This is a genomic window from Rahnella sp. AA, assembly GCF_002834385.1.
GTDB lineage: Bacteria > Pseudomonadota > Gammaproteobacteria > Enterobacterales > Enterobacteriaceae > Rahnella.
In genome coordinates this window covers 101,114-115,901 of record NZ_PITQ01000002.1, presented here as the reverse complement: position 1 = coordinate 115,901, position 14,788 = coordinate 101,114, and the positions used below count along the sequence as shown (strand labels likewise).

Here is a 14,788-nt window from a genome sequence, read left to right as displayed (position 1 = left end):
ATTCATCGTATTCATGATCATGCTAATGACTCCTGATTGGATTTAAATATTGAATTTATGTAACGAATAAGAAAATAGAGCATAAAAAACTGCGAAACAGACCGTTCCGGAAAGTACAGTATTATCGCATCAGGATGTGATCCCGGTCTGATTTGTGAGTGCCGCGAAAAACAGGGGCCTTTGGCGATATTTCTGTGTTTTGGTTGAAAGGTGCGCACACGCACTCACAAACTGGCAACAATCTGGGATTTCCTGACGCCTGTGTTAGAGTTTAGAGATAAAAAGATTGAAGGCTGTCAGGGCTGTACAGCGAATCGCTGGGACATGCGCCCGCTTCATCTTCCATAAATCGTCATCACCCTAAACAATGAAAACGCCAAAAGGTTTTTTATGACTCAACTGCCACAAGCCAAGTTCCGCCACGACTATCGTGCGCCGGACTACACCATCACGGATATCGACCTGAATTTCGAGCTTGATGCACAGAAGACCCTGGTGACCGCCGTCAGCCAGATCAAACGACAGGGCGCAGAAGGCGCTCCGCTGGTGCTCAACGGGGAAGACCTGACGCTTATCAGCCTGAAGATTAATGGTCAGGACTGGCCGCAATATCAGTTAAAAGAAGGCGCGCTGGAAATCACTGGCCTGCCGGAATCGTTTGAACTGGCGATTGTTAACGAAATTCATCCGGCGAAAAATACCGCGCTGGAAGGGCTGTACCTGTCCGGCGAAGCGTTGTGTACGCAGTGCGAAGCGGAAGGTTTCCGCCATATTACCTATTATCTGGATCGCCCTGATGTGCTGGCGCGTTTTACCACCCGCATCGTGGCGGACAAAACCCGTTATCCGTACCTGCTGTCGAACGGCAACCGTATCGATTCCGGCGAGCTGGAAGGCGGCAAGCACTGGATCAAATGGCAGGATCCGTTCCCGAAACCTTGCTATCTGTTTGCGCTGGTTGCCGGTGATTTCGACGTTCTGCGTGATTCTTTCAAAACCCGCTCAGGCCGCGATGTGGCGCTGGAGCTGTTCGTTGACCGTGGTAATCTGGATCGCGCGGGTTGGGCAATGGAATCCCTGAAACAGTCGATGAAATGGGACGAAACCCGTTTCAACCTCGAATACGATCTCGACATCTTCATGATTGTTGCCGTTGATTTCTTCAATATGGGCGCGATGGAAAACAAAGGCCTGAACGTCTTTAACTCCAAATATGTGCTGGCAAAAGCCGAAACCGCGACCGACAAAGATTACCTCGGTATCGAAGCGGTGATTGGCCACGAATACTTCCACAACTGGACCGGTAACCGCGTGACCTGCCGCGACTGGTTCCAGCTGAGCCTGAAAGAAGGCCTGACCGTTTTCCGTGATCAGGAATTCAGCTCTGATCTCGGCTCCCGTTCCGTCAACCGTATCGATAACGTCCGCGTTATGCGTGGTGCACAGTTCTCTGAAGATGCCAGCCCGATGGCGCATCCGATTCGTCCTGAAAAAGTGATCGAGATGAATAACTTCTACACCCTGACGGTATATGAGAAGGGCTCCGAAGTTATTCGCATGCTGCACACCCTGCTGGGTGAAGAGAAATTCCAGGCCGGTATGCAGCTGTATTTCGAACGTCACGACGGCAGCGCTGCGACTTGCGACGATTTTGTGCAGGCGATGGAAGATGCCTCAAATGTTGACCTGTCGCTGTTCCGCCGCTGGTACAGCCAGTCCGGCACGCCGGTACTGACCGTGCGCGACGACTACGACGTGGAAAAACAGCAATACACTCTGACTGTCAGCCAGAAAACCCCGCCGACGCCCGATCAGGCTGAAAAGCTGCCGTTGCATATTCCGCTGGATATCGAACTCTACGATCCGCAGGGCAACGTGATTGCACTGAAACAAAATGGCCAGACCGTAAGCCATGTGCTGAATGTGACCGAAGCCGAGCAGACCTTCATCTTTGATGATGTGGAAACTCCGCCGGTGCCTTCTTTGCTACGTGAATTCTCCGCGCCGGTAAAACTCGATTACAAGTGGGGCGATCATCAGCTGACTTTCCTGATGAAATTCGCGCGTAACGATTTTGCCCGCTGGGACGCCGCGCAAAGCCTGCTGGCGATCTACATCAAACTGAACGTTGCGCGCCATCAGCAGAAACAACCTCTGTCACTGCCGTTGCACGTGGCTGATGCCTTCCGTGCGGTGCTGCTGGATGAGCACATCGATCCGGCACTGGCGGCACAAATCCTGACGTTGCCGTCAGAAAACGAGATCGCTGAACTGTTCGATATCATCGATCCGGAAGCGATCAGCGCCGTGCATGACGCGATTACCCGTTGTCTGGCGACCGAGATGTCGGATGAATTCCTGGCGGTTTATAACGCAAACCGTCTGCCGTCATACCGTGTGGTTCACGAAGATATTGGTAAACGTTCTCTGCGCAATACCTGTCTGCATTATCTGGCTTTCGCGGATGTTGCTGTGGCGGATCAGCTGGTTAAAACCCAGTTTGAGCAGGCCGATAACATGACCGATTCGCTGGCCGCAATGGCCGCCGCTGTGGCTGCACAGTTACCTTGCCGTGAAGCGCTGCTGGCCGCTTACGACGAGCGCTGGCATCACGACGGTCTGGTCATGGATAAATGGTTTATCCAGCAGGCGACCAGCCCGGCGGCCGATGTGTTGCAGAAAGTACGTTCATTGCTCAACCACCGTTCATTCAGCATGGGCAACCCGAACCGCGTCCGTTCACTCATCGGTGCGTTCGCGTCGGCTAACCCTTCTGCGTTCCACGCCGCAGACGGCAGCGGTTATCAGTTCCTGACCGAAATGCTGACCGATCTGAACACGCGTAACCCGCAGGTTGCCGCGCGTATGATTGAGCCGCTGATCCGTCTGAAACGTTATGATGCTGGCCGTCAGGCATTGATGCGTAAGGCACTGGAGCAGCTGAAAGGGTTGGAAAACCTGTCCGGTGATTTGTTCGAGAAAATCACCAAAGCGTTAGATGCGTAATTAACCGCAGAAACGCAGAAAGACAAAAGGGCGATGGAAACATCGCCCTTTTTGCATGTTGAGATGACGGGGCTTTCCGTTAACTTTGCGCGCGCTTCGCTTCCTGAGTTACTGTCTGCGCAGGTTGTGGCGTCAGCACGCGCTCCAGCACTTCGGCTTCCAGCTCAGCCAGACGCGCAGATCCTTTCCGGCGCGGGCGTGGCAAATCAATGGTTAAATCCATGCCAATTTGCCCCTGATCGATAAGGATCACGCGATCCGCAACCGTGACTGCTTCGCTGACATCATGTGTCACCAGCAAAACGGTGAAATCATGCTGCTGCCATAAACGTTCGATCAGGCTTTGCATTTCAATACGCGTTAGCGCATCGAGCGCGCCCAGTGGTTCATCCAGCAACAGCAGGCGGGGGCGGTGGATCAGTGCCCGTGCCAGCGCCACACGCTGTTTTTGTCCGCCGGATAACGCCGAAGGCCATTCGTCGGCGCGGTCAGCCAGCCCGACTTCTTCCAGCGCAGCGCGCGCGGCCTCACGCCACTGGCCTTTCAGGCCCAGCCCGACGTTATCAATCACCTTTTTCCACGGTAACAGGCGGTCATCCTGAAACATCAGCCGCGTATCTTCCCGAACCTGACTCAGCGGGGCACTGGCGCTGAGCAGCTCGCCTTGCGTGGTTTTTTCCAGCCCGGCGAGCAGGCGCAGCAAGGTGCTTTTCCCGCAACCGCTGCGGCCAACAATGGCCACAAACTGGCCGGGTGGAATACGTAGATTAATGTCGTTGAGGACGGCGCGGTTGCCGTATTTTTTCGTGATGCCGGATAAGGTGACCGGCGTGCCTTGCCCGATACGTGCAGGTGCGCTCATGCGGCGTCTCCTTGTTTTTTCTGATAGGCCGGGTGCCAGCGTAACCAGACACTTTCCAGCTGGCGGGCCAGCACATCGGCCAGTTTGCCGAGGATGGCATACAACACGATGGCCACAACCACGACGTCAGTTTGTAAAAACTCGCGGGCGTTCATCGCCAGATACCCGATCCCTGAGTTGGCAGAGATGGTTTCCGCGACGATCAGCGTCAGCCACATAAAGCCCAGCGCAAAACGGACGCCGACCATAATCGAAGGCAGCGCCCCCGGTAACACCACCTGAATAAACAGCGGGAAACCGGATAAACCGTAGCTGCGCGACATCTCCAGCAGGCCACGGTCAATGTTGCGAATACCGTGATAAGTGTTGAGATAAATCGGGAACAGCGTGCCCAGCGCCACCAGGAAAATTTTGGCGGATTCATCGATGCCGAACCACAAGATCACCAGCGGGATTAGCGCCAGATGCGGAATGTTACGCAACATCTGGAGCGAGCTGTCGAGCAGACGTTCGCCCCAGCGTGAAAGCCCGGTGATAAAGCCGAGCAGTAAACCCAGACTGCCGCCGATGGCAAAACCGGTCAGCGCGCGGAAAGTACTGATCTTCAGGTTCTGCCAGAGGTCGCCGCTTTTCGCCAGTGTCCAGAACGCTTCAATCACCGCGCTCGGTGCCGGAAGAATTCGGTTGGACAACCAGCCCGCTTCAACGGCCAGTTGCCAGCCGCCGATCAGAACAACCGGAACGACCCAGGGCGCGGCGCGGTTCAGCCAGCGTTGTGATCTCGTCATCTTTTTCTCCTTAATGCTGGCTGGCGACGCGTTTATTCGCAAAATCGTGCGCCACCAGTTCACCGCGCGGCAAAATGGCTTTTTTCACGGTTTGATCGTCTTCGGGTTTTGCCAGATCCAGATGCGGGAACAGCAGCTCGCTGACGCGGTACGCTTCTTCCAGATGCGGATAACCGGAGAAAATAAAGGTGTCGATGCCCAGATCGGCGTATTCCTGCATGCGGGCCGCCACGGTCGGGCCGTCTCCGACCAGCGCCGTGCCAGCGCCGGTGCGCACCAGACCAATGCCTGCCCACAGGTTCGGATAGATTTCGAGTTTATTGCGGTCGCCGCCGTGCAGGGCGGCCATACGGTGCTGACCGACGGAATCGGTTTTCGCAAAAGCGGCCTGCGCGCGCTGAATAGTTTCGTCATCCACGTTGGCGATCAGTTTGTCGGCGGCGCGCCAGGCTTCTTCGTTTGTTTCGCGGACAATCACGTGCAGGCGAATACCGAAACGAACAGTACGGCCTTTCGCCGCGGCTTTCGCGCGGACCTGCTCGATTTTTTCTTTCACCAGCGCCGGCGGCTCGCCCCAGGTGAGATACAACTCAACCTGCTCAGCGGCCAGATCCTGCGCTTCGTCAGAAGATCCGCCAAAATACAGGGGCGGGCGGGGGTACTGAACCGGCGGATGCATCAGGCTCGCGCCTTTCACCTGAATATGCTTGCCTTCGTAATCCACGGTTTCCCCTTCCAGCACGCGGCGCCAGATGCGGGTAAATTCTGCGGACGCTTCGTAGCGTTCCTTGTGATTGAGGTGCAAACCTTCGGCAGCCAGTTCGGTGGGATCTCCGCCCGTCACCAGATTAAACAGCGCGCGACCGCCGGAAAGCCGGTCCAGCGTGGCGGCCTGACGGGCAGCCAGCGTCGGAGAAATTATCCCCGGGCGCAGCGCCACCAGAAATTTCAGACGCTGAGTCACCGAAATCAGTGAGGCGGCCACCAGCCATGAGTCTTCACATGAACGGCCCGTTGGCAGCAATACACCGCCAAAACCCAGGCGGTCTGCGGCCTGTGCGATCTGCTGAAGATAGCCATGATCGACCACGCGCGCGCCTTCTTCAGTGCCTAAATAACGGCCATCGCCGTGGGTAGGTAAGAACCAGAATACGTTCAGACTCATGTTGTTGCTCCTCTCAATTCGTCACGGGTGCCGCTCAGCGGGCGGCTCAATGAGTGATCAGTTAGCCTGTACAGCGGGCTTCCAGATGCGATCTTTAATCTCAACAGGTTTTGGCAAAATATGGTTTTCATAGAACAAATCGGCGGTTTGCTGCTGGCGTTTTTCCGTTTCCGCGCTGACCGGTGTGATAGGCATGTCCGGCAGATGATCGAGGTACGACGCCACGACTTTGTCCGGCAGCCCCATCGACTGGGAAAGCAGCGTGATGCTTTGCGCACGGTCGGTTTTCGTCAGCGCATTCGCCTGCGTTAACACGTCCAGAACGGCGCTGATAAATTGCGGATTCGCTTCGGTATATTTTTTCGGTGCCAGATAGAAAGAACCGGTCTGGTGCAGCGTGGAACCGTCGGTCAGCACGCGGACATCGCCCTGAACCTGTGCAGCAGAATAGTAGGGATCCCAGATGGCCCAGGCATCGACGTCATGCTGCTGGAAAGCCGCGCGGGCATCGGCGGGTGTCAGATAAACCGGCTGGATATCAGTGAATTTCAGCCCGGCCTGTTGCAGCGCGCGAAGCAGTAAATTGTGTGAACTGGAGCCTTTCTGGAACGCGACTTTATGGCCTTTCAGGTCAGCGACAGTTTTAATCGGGCTGTTGCTGTCGACCAGAATCACTTCAGCTTTCGGCTTTGGCGGTTCGGAACCGATATACAGCAGATCCGCGCCTGCGGCCTGCGCGAACAACGGTGGTAAATCACCGGTTCCGCCCAGATCAATGCTGCCAACGTTCAGCGCTTCAAGGATCTGCGGCCCGGCAGGGAATTCCACCCAGCTGATTTTGGTGTCCGGGAAACGTTTCTCCAGCAACTGGTGCGATTTCGCCAGAACTAAGCCAACGGATCCTTTCTGGTAGGCAATGCGCAGCTGTGCGGGATCTTTTTCCTGCGCGTTAACGGCGCCACTTAACATCAGGCTGGTGATCAATCCGGCAACGACCGGCAGGTGACGCAACAGGGTCATCTTTAATTCCTTTTATGATTAAACGCGTAATGTTTGCGCAGACAGGGATGAAACGGACGGCAAGACCGGACGGCGGCGGCTCAGGGCCAGATAAAAATTTCCCAATGACTCGCTCAGGCGCTCTTCGAGTGCAGGATCCAGTTTCGCCGGAAATGTCTGATAATCCGTAATCAGGCTGTCGTCGGCGAAAACACCCTGTAAAACTTCCTGCGCTTTCAGTGAAGCGAGCACTGGCTTAAGGGCATAATCCACTGCCAGCATGTGGCCGATGGAACCGGCGGTCGCCAGCGGCAGCACGACTTTGTGGTCAAGTGCGCGCTCAGGCAGTAAATCCAGCAATGTTTTTAGCGCACCGGAAAAAGAGGCTTTATAGACTGGCGTTGCTACGATCAAACCGTCAGCGCTCGCCAGTTCAGCATTAAGCTGTTTTAACTGCGGGCTGGCGAAATTAGCGAACAGCAAATCGTCAGCGGAGAAATCCTGAAGGGTGTAGGTAAAAACCTCCACGCCACGGCTTGCCAGCCACTGATGGCTGAGAGCAAGAAGGGCTGACGATCGCGAAGGTTGTCGCGGGCTGCCTGCCAAAGTTATAACGCGCATTACCACTCCTTATAACAATCTGTTATAGAACTATCATTTTTATTAACGAAGTGAAGTAAACCTAGCAGGCTCCGGCTGCTGAGCGGAAATCTCAATTTTGGCTATAAATAGTCTGAAAACAGATAAGTCGGAGATTTAGCGGTCCGGGAAGGGAGGAAAAGTGAAATAAAGGTAAATAAAAAGTAATCGATTGCGTGTGGGAACAATTATTGGGCCAATACGCCGGTTATCGTTTCCAATTGCCTGGCGCTTAGTCGATAATACCGCCCCGTCTAGCCACCGGGAATCCAGGAGTCTCCATGTATTATCCTTTTGTCAGGAAAGCACTGTTTCAGCTCGATCCAGAACGTGCGCACGAGTTAACCTTTCGCCAGTTAAGCCGTATCTCCGGCACCCCTCTTGAGTTTTTAATTCGCCAGTCCGTTCCGGTCAAACCGGTGGCCTGCATGGGATTATCTTTTAAGAACCCGCTGGGGCTGGCCGCTGGCCTGGATAAAGACGGGGAATGCATTGATGCGCTCGGCGCAATGGGATTTGGTTTTATTGAAGTAGGCACCGTAACGCCGCGCGCACAGGCAGGTAATGATAAGCCACGTTTATTCCGCATCGTGGAAGCTGAAGGCCTGATTAACCGCATGGGGTTCAATAACCACGGTGTGGATAATCTGGTGAATAATGTCAAAAAATCCCATTTTGACGGCATCCTGGGGATTAATATCGGCAAGAATAAAGATACGCCGGTTGAGCAGGGCAAAGATGATTATCTGACCTGTATGGAAAAAGTATATCCGTACGCGGGTTATATTGCGGTGAATATTTCATCACCCAATACGCCTGGATTACGTTCACTGCAATACGGTGAAGCGCTGGACGATTTGCTGGCTGCGATTAAAAATAAACAGCTTGAGCTTCAGCAACGGCATCAGAAATATGTGCCGGTCGCCGTGAAGATCGCGCCGGATCTTTCTGAAGAAGAATTGATCCAAATAGCCGATAGTTTGGTCCGCCATAATATGGATGGCGTGATTGCGACAAACACGACGCTCGATCGTAAACTTGTCCAGGGTCTGAATCATTGTGAACAAGCCGGTGGCCTGAGTGGCCGTCCCGTACAGTTGCGCAGCACAGAAATTATCCGCATGTTGTCTAATGAATTACAAGGGCGCCTGCCGGTTATCGGCGTTGGCGGCATTGACTCATTAACAGCTGCGCGTGAAAAAATGGCAGCAGGTGCGTCATTAATTCAAATCTATTCCGGCTTTATCTTCAAAGGACCGGGATTAATCAAAGATATTGTTACCCACATCTAATATTTTTTATCCTGAAGGCGAGTCAGGGGTTTATTTATTAACCGGGCTCGTCTATATTTTGTCCACTGGCCTGAATACAGGCTCAGGATTTGTCTGATATCGTTTCATTATGAAAGATCCTATTCTGATAGAATAATGGATAATGACGTCGGACAAGGGCATGAGGGCAAACAGGATAACGAAATGAAAATCAAACCAGATGATAATTGGCGTTGGTATTTTGATGCAGAGCATGACCGGCTTATGCTGGATCTCGCCAATGGCATGATTTTTCGTTCCCGTTTTCCGGCAAAAATGCTAACCCCGGATGCATTCGGAAATATGTCATTTTGTGTCGATGATGCGGCTTTGTATTTCGACTATGAAGAACAATGTAAACATATTCGTCTGGCCGCTGAGCAGCGTGCTGAATTAGTTTTGAATGCGTTGGTGGCTTATCGTTTTTTAAAACCCCTGATGCCAAAGAGCTGGCATTTCAGTCAGCAGGCTTGCCCGTTTCAGCCTGAAAACGGTCAGCTCGCGCAAGTGCAGGTTATGGACAGTGGTGAGCAGGCGACATTACTGGTGGTTGAGTCCGGCGATAACGCCAGTCTGTGCCTGCTGGCGCAGGAACGTCTGACAGTGGCAGGGCGCGGGATGGTGTTAGGTGATGCAATTAAAGTGATGCATGACCGGCTGATGCCAGCGGTATTCCGGGTAGACAGCGATGTCTACGATCAGGCAGTTTAAGTTCTTTATTCCGGTTAAAACTGCCTGACCCTGAGTTAAATGCGTTTTTTAGCCGATGATAATATCTGAGGCTGGAATACAGCTGCACGACAATATCATTCCGTCTTTGCCCACGGCACTTTCCTTCAGCGGTGAAACTTTTCCCTCTTGTAATGTCATTTTGCAGGCACCACATATTCCCGCACGACACGAATAGGGGATGCGTAATCCCTGCAATTCCAGTTGTTCGAGCAAAATCTGCTGATTATTCCCGGTGAACTGCGTGCCCTGATAATTGATGGTCACGTTCTGCGCAGTGCTTTTCGGCGCGTCGACGTTTTCAACCACTTCACCTGCGCCATAAGGTCTCGGTGGTTTGGTGGCCAGCACTTCTACACTGTCGCCTGCGCGGATCACGCCGGTATTTCGTGCAATCATATTCTGGCCGAAATCCACGTCGCCATCGCTGGCAGTACGATAGCCCTGCAAGGTTTTCAGCGGTTCGCCACGCGGATGTTTACGCCCGCGTTCAATACTGACGGTGGTGAAAATACAGCGGCTGCACGGTTTGACCAGGTCGAAAATGACCTCGCCGATGCGGATAGTCTGCCAGGTATCTTCGGCATATGCTTCTGCGCCGCTGACCACAATATTGGGCCGGAACTGTTCTACCCTGACGCCCCCCGGACAACGGCGTTGCAAATCCTGCATCGACGCTTCATTAATCAGCAGGTACGGGAAGCCGTCGGCAAATGACAACGGGACTGCCGGATGTTTTTTCACCCGGCGTGTCGGTTCCTCGCCGACCCAGCGAAGCTGGACGTCACGCTTTAAATAAGCACTTAACCAGCGATTTACCGGTTCCGGCGCGATGAGTGAGGTAAACTGATTACCCCAGACTTCTGTCGGCGAGTTTTGACCAGCGAAATCGCTGAATTTGACAATGATACTTTCCCCTTCTGGCGCAGAAATCATCAGGCCATCGGGTAACAGTACCGGTGTAAACAAGACAAGATTGGGATACTGGCGGGCGGTAATAAACATGCCTTGTGGATCGGTAATCATGAACTGGCGATCGAAGGCCAGACCCGTGGCTGTGACCAGCGAGTGTGAAACCTGCAGGCCTCGCATGGATTTAACCGGGTGAACGAATAAACGTGAAAGAATGGGCACTGAACACTGCCTCTCAGATTATAAAGTCTTAAGAATAACCAGAGACTTTATGACAAGAGGCAGGGATTAGCTATAATGCGCAACAATTTTATTTTTGGTGATATGTCGATATGAACTCTTTGTTTGCCAGCACGGCGCGTGGACTGGAAGAACTGTTAAAAAGCGAACTGGAAACGCTGGGCGCGCAAGCCTGCAAAGTTGTGCAGGGAGGGGTGCATTTTGAAGGTGACGATCGCCTGATGTATCGGAGCTTACTGTGGAGCCGTCTGGCTTCCCGCATCCTGTTACCGCTGAATGAATTCAAAGTTCACAGCGATCTGGATCTTTATCTTGGGGTGATGGCGATTGATTGGCCGTCCGTGTTTGGCGTGGAAAAAACGTTTGCCGTGCATTTCAGCGGCCTGAACGACGAAATCCGTAACAGCCAGTACGGCGCGCTCAAGGTAAAAGATGCCATCGTTGACAGCTTTACCCGCAAAATGGACGAGCGTCCGAACGTCGCTAAGCAACAACCAGACATCCGCGTTAACGTGTTTCTGCAACGTGATACCGCCAGCGTCGCGCTGGATCTCAGTGGCGAAGGCCTGCATCAGCGCGGCTACCGTGACCTGACCGGCCAGGCTCCGCTGAAAGAAAACCTGGCTGCGGCAATCGTGATGCGTTCTGGCTGGCAGGCAGGAACGCCACTGGTTGACCCGATGTGTGGTTCCGGTACGTTGCTGATTGAAGCGGCCATGATCGCCGCCGATCGCGCACCGGGCCTGCATCGCCAGCACTGGGGCTTTACCGGCTGGAGCAAATTTGACGCTGAACTGTGGCGCGAACTGACTGCAGAAGCGCAGGTTCGTACCCGCCGTGGTGTTCAGGAAACCACGTCACGCTTCTTCGGTTCTGATATTGACCGTCGCGTTATCGAGATGGCACGTGCCAACGCCCGTCGCGCAGGTGTGGCTGAACTCATCAGTTTTGAAGCCGTCGAAGTCGGCAAACTGGTGAATCCGCTGCCGGAAGGCCCGACCGGGACCGTTATCAGCAACCCGCCATACGGCGAGCGTCTGGAAAGCGAACCGGCTCTGATTGCGCTGCACAACATGCTTGGCCGCATCATGAAAACACAGTTTGGCGGCTGGCAGTTATCGCTGTTCAGTGCGTCACCTGAGCTGTTGAGCTGCCTGCAACTGCGCGCAGAGCGCCAGTTCAAAGCGAAGAACGGCCCGCTGGAATGTGTGCAGAAAAACTACCAGCTGGCGGAAAACCCGACCGGTGCGGCAGGCGCGCAAATGGCAGAAGATTACGCCAACCGTCTGCGCAAAAATGTTAAAAAGCTGGAGAAGTGGGCCAAACAGCAGGGCATCGAATGCTATCGCCTGTATGACGCCGATTTACCAGATTACAACGTGGCGGTTGACCGCTACGGCAGTAAAGTTGTGGTTCAGGAATATGCGCCGCCGAAAACGGTTGATGCACAGAAAGCACGTCAGCGCTTGTTTGACGTGATTAACGCCACGATGTCCGTGCTGGATATCTCCTCCAGCCAGTTGATCCTGAAAACCCGCGAACGTCAGAAAGGCACCAGTCAGTATGAGAAACTGGCACAAAAAGGTGAGTTCCTGCTGGTTGAGGAATTCAACGCTAAGCTTTGGGTTAACCTGACGGATTATCTCGACACTGGTTTGTTCCTGGATCACCGTATTGCCCGCAAAATGCTGGGCGAAATGAGTAAAGGAAAAGACTTCCTGAACCTGTTTGCATACACCGGCACGGCCAGCGTTCATGCCGGTTTGGGCGGTGCGCGTAGCACGACCACGGTAGATATGTCCCGTACCTATCTGGAATGGGCTGAGAAAAACCTGCGTGCTAATGGCCTGACGGGCCGTCAGCACCGTTTGATTCAGGCAGATTGCCTGTCTTATCTGGGCATGTGTGATGAGCAATTCGATGTGATCTTTATCGATCCACCGACATTCTCTAACTCGAAACGCATGGCCGACAGTTTTGACGTTCAGCGCGATCATCTGGCTTTAATGAAAGATTTGAAACGCATTTTACGTCGCAACGGAACCATTATGTTCTCCAATAACAAGCGCGGCTTCCAGATGGATCTCGACGGACTGAGCAAGCTGGGGCTGACCGCCAAAGAAATCACCAGCCAAACCCTGTCACAGGATTTCGCCCGTAATCGTCAAATTCATAACTGCTGGCTGCTGTCCCATGCCGGCGAGGAAAAATAAAGTTTATGTCGTTAATTAGTATGTCAGGTGCCTGGCTGTCATTCAGTGACTCGCCGCTGTTGGATAACACCGAATTACACATCGAGCCGAATGAACGTGTCTGTCTGGTTGGCCGTAACGGCGCCGGTAAATCGACGCTGATGAAAATTCTGAACCGTGAAGTGCCGCTCGATGACGGACGCATCGTCTATGAGCAGGACTTGATTGTGGCGCGTCTGCAACAAGATCCTCCGCGCAACGTGGAAGGTACGGTGTTTGATTTCGTCTCTGAAGGCGTTTTCGAGCAGGCGGAACACCTGAAAGCGTATCACGCAATCTCGCATCTGGTCGAAACCGACCCGAGCGAAAAGAACCTGAACAAACTGGCGCAGGTGATGGAGATCCTTGATCATCAGGGCCTGTGGCAGCTCGACAGCCGTATCAATGAAGTATTGCTGAAACTGGGCCTGGACGCCGATACCGAACTTAAATCTCTGTCCGGCGGCTGGTTGCGTAAAGCGGCACTGGGCCGTGCGCTGGTCAGCGCGCCGCACATTTTGCTGCTCGACGAACCGACCAACCACCTGGACATCGAAAGTATTGCCTGGCTGGAAGACTTCCTGAAAGAGTTCCAGGGCAGCATTATCTTTATTTCTCATGACCGTTCTTTCATCCGCAACATGGCGACCCGCATTGTCGATCTCGATCGCGGCAAACTGGTTTCTTATCCGGGTAACTACGAAGAATATCTGCTGGCTAAAGAAGAAGCGCTGCGCGTTGAAGAATTGCAGAACGCTGAATTCGACAAAAAACTGGCGCAGGAAGAAGTGTGGATCCGTCAGGGTATCAAGGCTCGTCGTACCCGTAACGAAGGCCGCGTCCGCGCATTGAAAGCCTTACGTCAGGAGCGTTCTGAACGTCGCGAAGTAATGGGCACCGCCAAGATGCAGGTCGTTGAAGCCTCGACTTCCGGCAAGATTGTCTTTGAAATGGAAGATGTCAGCTACGCGATTGCCGGTAAGCAACTGGTGAGCCACTTCTCTGCACAGGTGATGCGCGGCGATAAAATTGCGCTGGTTGGCCCGAATGGCTGTGGTAAAACCACATTGCTTAAACTGATGTTAAGTCAGATTAAGGCCGACAGCGGCCGCGTTCACTGCGGCACCAAGCTGGAAGTCGCGTACTTCGACCAGCACCGAGCTGAGCTTGATCCGGAACGTACGGTGATGGACAACCTCGCGGAAGGTAAACAGGAAGTGATGGTCAACGGGCGTGCACGTCACGTGCTGGGCTATCTGCAAGACTTCCTGTTCCACCCGAAACGTGCGATGACGCCGGTGAAAGCGTTGTCGGGCGGCGAGCGTAACCGTCTGCTGCTGGCAAAACTGTTCCTGCGTCCAAGCAACCTGCTGATCCTCGATGAACCGACCAACGACCTGGATGTGGAAACGCTGGAGCTGCTGGAAGAGATGATCGACAGCTATCAGGGCACCGTAATGCTGGTGAGCCATGACCGTGAATTTGTTGATAACTCGGCCACCGAATGCTGGATTTATGAAGGCAATGGTGTGATCAACAGCTATGTGGGCGGTTACTTTGACGCGCAGCATCAGCGCCGTAATCAGAGACCAATCCGTCAGGCTGCACCGGCAGAAAATAAACCCGCTGCGCAACCGAAAGCAGAACCGGCCAAACGCACGGCGAATAAGCTCAGCTATAATCAACAGCGCGAGCTGGAGCAATTACCTGTTCAAATCAGTACTCTTGAAGAAAAAATTGAAGCGTTGCAACAGCAAATGAGTGATGCAAATTTCTTCACACTTCCTCATGAAAAAACGCAGCAAGTGATCACCGCCCTTGCCGCAGCAGAGCAGGAGTTAGAGCAGGCGTTTGAACGTTGGGAAGCGCTGGAAGCGCAGAAAAACGGCTAACACTGCCCCGTCATG

The 14,788-nt window shown here is 53.5% G+C and carries 11 protein-coding genes; 5 read left to right on the top strand and 6 right to left on the bottom strand.

All coding sequences use genetic code 11. The annotated features are described in order from the left end of the window. Positions 1–390: 390 nt before the first annotated feature. On the top strand, positions 391–3,006 hold the full coding sequence (pepN, locus tag CWS43_RS05410) for an aminopeptidase N (protein ID WP_101075907.1): 2,616 nt from the start codon (positions 391–393) through the stop codon (positions 3,004–3,006). A gap of 79 nt (positions 3,007–3,085) precedes the next feature. Here pepN and ssuB read toward each other — a convergent pair whose 3' ends face one another. Genes ssuB through ssuE form a run of 5 tightly spaced genes read right to left on the bottom strand, consistent with a single transcriptional unit; the run spans position 3,086 to position 7,441 of the window. Then, positions 3,086–3,868, bottom strand: coding sequence for an aliphatic sulfonates ABC transporter ATP-binding protein (gene ssuB / locus CWS43_RS05405; RefSeq protein ID WP_101075906.1), 783 nt, complete (start codon positions 3,866–3,868; stop codon positions 3,086–3,088). Next, positions 3,865–4,656 (bottom strand): aliphatic sulfonate ABC transporter permease SsuC, encoded by a 792-nt coding sequence (gene ssuC, locus CWS43_RS05400; protein ID WP_101075905.1) that lies wholly within the window; start codon positions 4,654–4,656, stop codon positions 3,865–3,867. The genes ssuB and ssuC overlap by 4 nt, the downstream gene beginning before the upstream one ends. 10 nt (positions 4,657–4,666) lie before the next feature. Beyond that, the gene (gene ssuD / locus CWS43_RS05395; protein WP_101075904.1) at positions 4,667–5,821 is read right to left on the bottom strand and encodes an FMNH2-dependent alkanesulfonate monooxygenase; all 1,155 of its coding nucleotides are present in this window, start codon (positions 5,819–5,821) and stop codon (positions 4,667–4,669) included. Between the two features lie 57 nt (positions 5,822–5,878). Continuing rightward, positions 5,879–6,841, bottom strand: coding sequence for a sulfonate ABC transporter substrate-binding protein (locus CWS43_RS05390; protein ID WP_101075903.1), 963 nt, complete (start codon positions 6,839–6,841; stop codon positions 5,879–5,881). 18 nt (positions 6,842–6,859) lie between these two features. After that, on the bottom strand, positions 6,860–7,441 hold the full coding sequence (ssuE, locus tag CWS43_RS05385) for an NADPH-dependent FMN reductase (RefSeq protein WP_101075902.1): 582 nt from the start codon (positions 7,439–7,441) through the stop codon (positions 6,860–6,862). A gap of 299 nt (positions 7,442–7,740) precedes the next feature. On the opposite strand from ssuE, the gene pyrD reads away from it, so the two are divergent. After that, complete coding sequence (gene pyrD / locus CWS43_RS05380; RefSeq protein ID WP_101075901.1) at positions 7,741–8,751, top strand: quinone-dependent dihydroorotate dehydrogenase; 1,011 nt, start codon at positions 7,741–7,743, stop codon at positions 8,749–8,751. 183 nt (positions 8,752–8,934) lie between these two features. Beyond that, a complete protein-coding gene (locus CWS43_RS05375) occupies positions 8,935–9,480 on the top strand; it encodes a cell division protein ZapC (protein WP_101076452.1) in 546 nt (181 codons plus the stop codon). Positions 9,481–9,528: 48 nt separating this feature from the next. Here CWS43_RS05375 and CWS43_RS05370 read toward each other — a convergent pair whose 3' ends face one another. Further along, positions 9,529–10,632, bottom strand: coding sequence for a YcbX family protein (locus CWS43_RS05370; protein ID WP_101075900.1), 1,104 nt, complete (start codon positions 10,630–10,632; stop codon positions 9,529–9,531). A gap of 110 nt (positions 10,633–10,742) precedes the next feature. Here CWS43_RS05370 and rlmKL point away from each other — a divergent pair, with 110 nt between their 5' ends. Both rlmKL and CWS43_RS05360 read left to right on the top strand, forming a co-directional pair. Further along, positions 10,743–12,863, top strand: coding sequence for a bifunctional 23S rRNA (guanine(2069)-N(7))-methyltransferase RlmK/23S rRNA (guanine(2445)-N(2))-methyltransferase RlmL (rlmKL, locus tag CWS43_RS05365; RefSeq protein ID WP_101075899.1), 2,121 nt, complete (start codon positions 10,743–10,745; stop codon positions 12,861–12,863). A 5-nt stretch (positions 12,864–12,868) separates the two neighbouring features. Further along, complete coding sequence (locus CWS43_RS05360) at positions 12,869–14,773, top strand: ABC transporter ATP-binding protein (RefSeq protein ID WP_101075898.1); 1,905 nt, start codon at positions 12,869–12,871, stop codon at positions 14,771–14,773. Positions 14,774–14,788: the final 15 nt, after the last annotated feature.

What these genes read in the sequence shown, in the direction of transcription:
- rlmKL (WP_101075899.1), top strand. Translation starts at nt 10,743, where the DNA reads ATGAACTCTTTGTTTGCCAGCACGGCGCGTGGACTGGAAGAACTGTTA.
- ssuD (WP_101075904.1), bottom strand. Translation starts at nt 5,821, where the DNA reads ATGAGTCTGAACGTATTCTGGTTCTTACCTACCCACGGCGATGGCCGT.
- CWS43_RS05375 (WP_101076452.1), top strand. Translation starts at nt 8,935, where the DNA reads ATGAAAATCAAACCAGATGATAATTGGCGTTGGTATTTTGATGCAGAG.
- CWS43_RS05360 (WP_101075898.1), top strand. Translation starts at nt 12,869, where the DNA reads ATGTCGTTAATTAGTATGTCAGGTGCCTGGCTGTCATTCAGTGACTCG.
- CWS43_RS05390 (WP_101075903.1), bottom strand. Translation starts at nt 6,841, where the DNA reads ATGACCCTGTTGCGTCACCTGCCGGTCGTTGCCGGATTGATCACCAGC.
- ssuE (WP_101075902.1), bottom strand. Translation starts at nt 7,441, where the DNA reads ATGCGCGTTATAACTTTGGCAGGCAGCCCGCGACAACCTTCGCGATCG.
- ssuC (WP_101075905.1), bottom strand. Translation starts at nt 4,656, where the DNA reads ATGACGAGATCACAACGCTGGCTGAACCGCGCCGCGCCCTGGGTCGTT.
- pyrD (WP_101075901.1), top strand. Translation starts at nt 7,741, where the DNA reads ATGTATTATCCTTTTGTCAGGAAAGCACTGTTTCAGCTCGATCCAGAA.
- pepN (WP_101075907.1), top strand. Translation starts at nt 391, where the DNA reads ATGACTCAACTGCCACAAGCCAAGTTCCGCCACGACTATCGTGCGCCG.
- ssuB (WP_101075906.1), bottom strand. Translation starts at nt 3,868, where the DNA reads ATGAGCGCACCTGCACGTATCGGGCAAGGCACGCCGGTCACCTTATCC.